General features: G+C 38.9%; 2 protein-coding genes and 1 pseudogene. All 3 read right to left on the bottom strand.

Annotated features, from left to right (window positions below; translation table 11 throughout):
- Positions 1-281: 281 nt before the first annotated feature.
- On the bottom strand, positions 282-1553 hold the full coding sequence (locus tag IQ228_RS19935) for a glycoside hydrolase family 10 protein (protein WP_193964103.1): 1272 nt from the start codon (positions 1551-1553) through the stop codon (positions 282-284).
- A 560-nt stretch (positions 1554-2113) separates the two neighbouring features.
- Positions 2114-4534: pseudogene (locus tag IQ228_RS19930) on the bottom strand (ATP-binding protein); the annotation flags it as partial.
- Positions 4535-4916: 382 nt separating this feature from the next.
- Entirely contained in the window at positions 4917-5411 is a 495-nt protein-coding gene (locus IQ228_RS19925) for a bifunctional nuclease family protein (protein WP_027404697.1), read from the bottom strand.
- Positions 5412-5519 lie beyond the last annotated feature (108 nt).

Here is a 5519-nt window from a genome sequence, read left to right as displayed (position 1 = left end):
ATCTCTATCTTAACCCTAATTTTTAATCAAAAATTCAGCGTAACGCACCATTATTAAGGATTTGGTGTGTTCAGTATTTCCTGCTTTCTCCCTCCTGACTCCTAGCCCGTTGAAACTTTAACTGGTAATAAAACAGAGAAAAATTAAAAAATCAGAAAAATCAGTTAAGAGACTTCCAATTAAAAAAATATCCCAAAATTTCTTGTGGTGCAGGAATCTTGCCTGCCAATAATACAAGGACGGGCAAGATGCCCATCCCACAAGATTGGATCATCTTTTTTCTAAAATGGTATTTGGTCAGTAACAGTGAGGTTCGTTTCTCCTGGCGTTGATTCTACTTTTACTTCCCATCCTCTTGATTCTACAGCAGTTCGGGATGCAGGATATGGAAATAAACTTTTAAATCCAGCTAAACGTTCTTTTAATGCTTCTGGTGCAGTATTCCAAAGACTTTCATAATAGAAAAAAGCTACACCTAGTCCCCGTTGTTGGGCGGCCCGGACTTGAGATTGAATCTGTTGCATTGATACGGGTTTAGTTCTTAAACCTGCCATAACACCGATTCCCGCAGGAATTTTTTGTTTTACTTCTTCCATTTCTGGACGGGAAAGCTTGCCAATAAAATGATCTAAACTTTCCTTATAAACTTGCACAATTAACTCATCTACTATGTCTAATCGTACCCAGTTCAACCAATCTTGGAGTTGAAATTTATAGGCATGATTATAGTAATTAGGTGAGACGGAGAAAATCATTTTCGGTTTGATCTGTTTAACTGTTTGATTCAGTCTCACCATAAATTCTGTAATTTTATTTGCCCGCCAATTTACCCATTCTGGGTTTTGAGGATCACTTGGTGGCGTTTTTTTGGTTTCTTGTTGATATAAGGCAACTGTATATTTATCGTAGCCAAATTCCGAAGGTAAACTTGTATGATCATCAAACTGAATACCATCAAGATTATATTTTTGAGTAAGTTCTACTAGAAGATCACTAATAAACTGTTGAACTTGGGGATGAAATGGATTTAACCATGAAACCTCTCCGCCAGCACTAATAGATGTTTGAGTTCCATCTTTTTTGCGTGTTAACCATTCTGGTTTATTCATGGCTAATTCTGAACTGGGAGGAGTCATAAACCCAAATTCAAACCAAGGAATTACTAGTAAATTTTGCCGATGGGCTTTATCAATTAAATCGGCAAGAATATCATGTCCATCTAAGCCTTGAAATACAAATGGTTGGATTTCTAGACGTTTGGCGACTTGACTAGGATACATGACATAACCAGAGTTCCAAACTACGGGATAGATAGTGTTAAAATTGAGTTGTTGCAGTCGTGTGACTGCTTCCTGAACTTTAGTCCTATCTTTAAGAATATCAAGATCATTATTTGTCATCCATACACCGCGAATTTCCTGACGTGATGTTTGGGCTGTTACAGGTGTGAAGGTGTTTCCCCATAAAACTATGAGTAAGGAAATTAAAAACAAAGGCAGAAATAACTTTTTAAGTATTTCCCGAAAACCAAATGGATAAAAATTGAATCTCATTTTAATTTGAAACTATGGCAATGATATAATGGAAGTCGGGAGTTAAAAATATTTTATTGGTTGACAGTCAGTAACCCAGCCCTAAAGGGACTGGGCTTGCAAGAGTAATCAAGCAAGCCGTACTGACCAGACCACCCTGAGTTTACTCTCGTGGTAGCCGTTATTTGAGTCACGACACCTCGGAATGCGTTGCTAGTTCCCCGCTCTGTCATTTGCAATTAAACAGTTTTAAGGTCACTGAAACAGTGTTGCAAGTCTAAAAAGCTCTGATAACTGGTCGAAGCTAACATTACCCCAGAAATGGGAGGCTCTTTGGAGCAAAACATTATGCGTACAGAGTTGGGAATTTTGAATCGGTAATTGTCCCGTTGAAAGTACACCACAAAAGTACCCCGAATTTCTTAACTCTAAGGCGGTAATGAAAAAATATTCAAGGCGGTTAAAACCGCTCGTGCCGTTTCCCTCTCAGGGCTAAAGCCACTGAGTTTCCCACTTACCGGGTATTCTTATGAATTATATCTCAATCTGGTTCAGTTAAACATAAAGTTTCTGGTTTATTGCTATGAATCAGGATGCAGAAGATTGCGTCTAACCAGACTGGCGACAACTGTAGCTAATTCTACTGGTTCAATGGGTTTGGGCAAATGTAATTGAAATCCTGCTTGTATGGCTTGCATCCTGTCCTCTACCCTAGCATAAGCTGTCAATGCGGCTGCGGGAATATCTCTGCCCTTTTCAGGGGATAAAGATCGCACTTTACGAATTAATGAATAACCATTTTCCCCTGGCATCCCAATATCACTAATCAAAACATCCGGTGTCCACAGGGTAAGCATTTCCAAAGCTTCTTGGGCTGATGATACTGCTGTAACTTCCGCTTGGCATTCTTGTAGAACTGTAGCAATAAATTCACGGCTATCAACTTCGTCATCTACAACTAATACTTTTACGCCGTTTAGTATGGGGAAAGATATGGGAGAAGTTAAAAAAATGGAGTCGGATTTTGCTGCTTTTTGCCGATACTTTTGGGTTTCTGCACTGTAACTTTCTTCTATCAGTGGTAATTTGACTGTAAATGTTGATCCTTGATTTTCCCCTAAACTTTCTACATGAACAGTACCACCATGCAGTTCTGTTAAATGGCGCACAAGTGATAATCCTAATCCGAGTCCACCATAGGATCTGGTGCTGGAACTATCAGCTTGACGAAAACGATCAAAGACATGGGGGAGAAAATCAGCAGTAATGCCGATTCCATTGTCAATTACTTGAATTTGAGCATATTTTCTGGGTTGATCATGATCATTTGACAAATTTGCGGTGCTAATAGTCGCTTTATTCAGCCTAATTTCGACGTTACCGCCTTGAGGTGTGAACTTGATGGCATTGGTTAACAAATTCCAGATTACCTGTTGCAAGCGATCGCTATCGCCGGATACCATCACAGCAGAGGTTGAATCTGGCAATTCTCCATCATGGGGATCAAAGTGCAAATTAATTTCCTTTGCTTGGGCTGCAAGGGAGACAGTTTCTATAGCTGACTTAATAATAGGAACTAAATTACAACTTCGAGGATTAAGGGTTAACTTACCTCTAATGATGCGGGATATATCCAACAAATCATTAATTAACTGATTTTGGATTTTCGCATTGCGTTCAATGGTTTCTAGTCCTTGGGCTACCTGCTCTTCTGTAAATTTGCGAGTTCTGAGCAAATGAGACCAACCGACTATAGCATTGAGAGGCGATCGCAATTCGTGGGACAAAACCGCCAGAAACTCATCCTTCATCTGGTTAGCTTTCTGTAAATGCTCAGTTTGTGTTTGTAAAGAAGTGATCAAATTAGTTCGATCTTTTTCTGCTTGTTTCCGCTCTGTAATATCCAAAAATGCTCCGATAGCTCCTCTCGGTTTCCCATCTTCATCAAATAACGGGACGATATATTCCAGCAAATTCGCAACTGTACCATCATCATGGACAACATCAACCTCAAAATCTGAAATTTCCACACCATGAGCCGCAGAATATTGCATGGGTAGTTCTTTTGCAGTCAGTTCTTTACCCTCCTGGAAAAGTTTAAATTTTGTCGGTCTTTCTGATACAGGAGCGGTAAAGGAGGCATTTTCACCAGACTGCATCCTCAGTGACTTGGCAAAAGCTGGATTCATTGTAATAGTTTGGCATTCTCGATCTTTCGCTATGCCAATACCAATCGGAATCATATCGAACAAACTTTGTAACTCATTGACTCGTCGGCGTAATTTCCGGTTAAGGTTGAGAATTTTTTTCTTACTTTTATGAAGTTCCCTGAGTGTGGTTTCCTGTTCACTTAAATCCAGGATAAAAGCTGTTGACCTCTCCCGTTTTTCCCCCTTGAGAGCAAAACCAACTAACACAGGAATACGACTACCATCTTTGCGAATATATTCCTTTTTATATGGTGTACAAACACCGTCTGCACTAGACTGAGCTTGTGCGATCGCTTGTGCATCTAAATATAAAAATTCCGGTGCTGTCAAATGTTGCCAATTTAAATTACCAGCGAGTAAATCTTCCCTTGTATAACCAGTAATTCTCAAATATTCGTCGTTTACCTCGTGGATGCCACCATAAATATCACCAAAAACAATACCAATAATATTAGCATTGACAAAAGTTTGCAGATTCTCATCCTTAATTTTCAATGCCTCTTCAGCAAGACAATTTTTACAACTGAGGCGATCAATTACTATAGCACTTTGCCAAATTAAAATAATCAAAACTATAATTACAACAAACTCAATTAAGGAAATAGCAAAAGCATAATTATATAACTTCGCTAATTCACCATTAAGTATTAACCAACCCACCACAAAAATGACAATTAGTGCTGGTAATAACAACCACCGAGCTATCACACCACTATAGCCATCATTAGTTATTACCCGCATTAACCACTGTCGAGAACTCGCCCACAGAATCCCCATCGTCAGCACCATAAATTTTCAATAAGTTGACCGTAATATTATTCTATGTTTTTAATATTACCTTGTGTTGGAGAAATTTTTAATTTCACCATCAGCACAAGAACGCACGCCATAGTAGAAAATAATTGTGATAAAAAAATCTATCTAAGGAAATATTTTATAATTTGTGTTTGTATGATAATTAACCCCGTGTTGTTAAAAAAATGTAGGTTGGGTTGACCCAGGGAAACCCAACAAAATTCTGAATCAAGTTGAGTCAAGATTCCTCCTGACTCCTAACCTTAGTCTAGTAGTTCGTCAAATTTATTTTGACGGGTAATGATCGGAAAAAACTTCTGTTCTTCCCTCCCCCACCTCCCTGCTTACCTTCACCCGTCATTTTCGGGTTGACAGACTACTAGTCACCATTCCCAAACCGCTTGATTAGATCTTCAGGACGGAGATTAGAAATAAATTCGCGGAAAGCTTCCTGTTCAGCCTCATCAGCATCACGATCTACGGGAATAGAAGCATCAGCTACTACCTCTTCCATAACCCAGATCGGAGTATTTGTACGGATAGCTATAGCGATCGCATCACTCGGACGAGCATCAATTTCTTTTTTGACATCCCCTTGTTGAAGAATCAACGCCGCATAAAAAGTATCTTTCTGCAAGGTATGAATAATAACTTTATCTAAAGTCATATTCCATGTTTCTAACATATTCACAATCAAATCGTGGGTTAAAGGTCGAGGCGGCTTTTGATTTTCCATTGCCCCCATAATTGCTCTTGCCTGTTCTTGACCTATATAAATAGGCAAAGCGCGACGATCTGAACCATCCTTCAAAAGTACAATTGGGCTGCGGGTGATCGCATCTAATGCTATACCAGCGACTTTCATTTCTATCATTGGTTCAGCCTCTAAAGTTCTTTAATCGCTTGGAAATATGTAACAGATAATACACTCTTCATCAAATTAAAAATTAAGAATTAAAAATTAAAAAAAGCAGACTAAACC

This window comes from Dolichospermum sp. LEGE 00246, from assembly GCF_015207865.1.
GTDB lineage: Bacteria > Cyanobacteriota > Cyanobacteriia > Cyanobacteriales > Nostocaceae > Dolichospermum > Dolichospermum heterosporum.
This window is presented reverse-complemented; position numbering and strand designations above follow the sequence as displayed.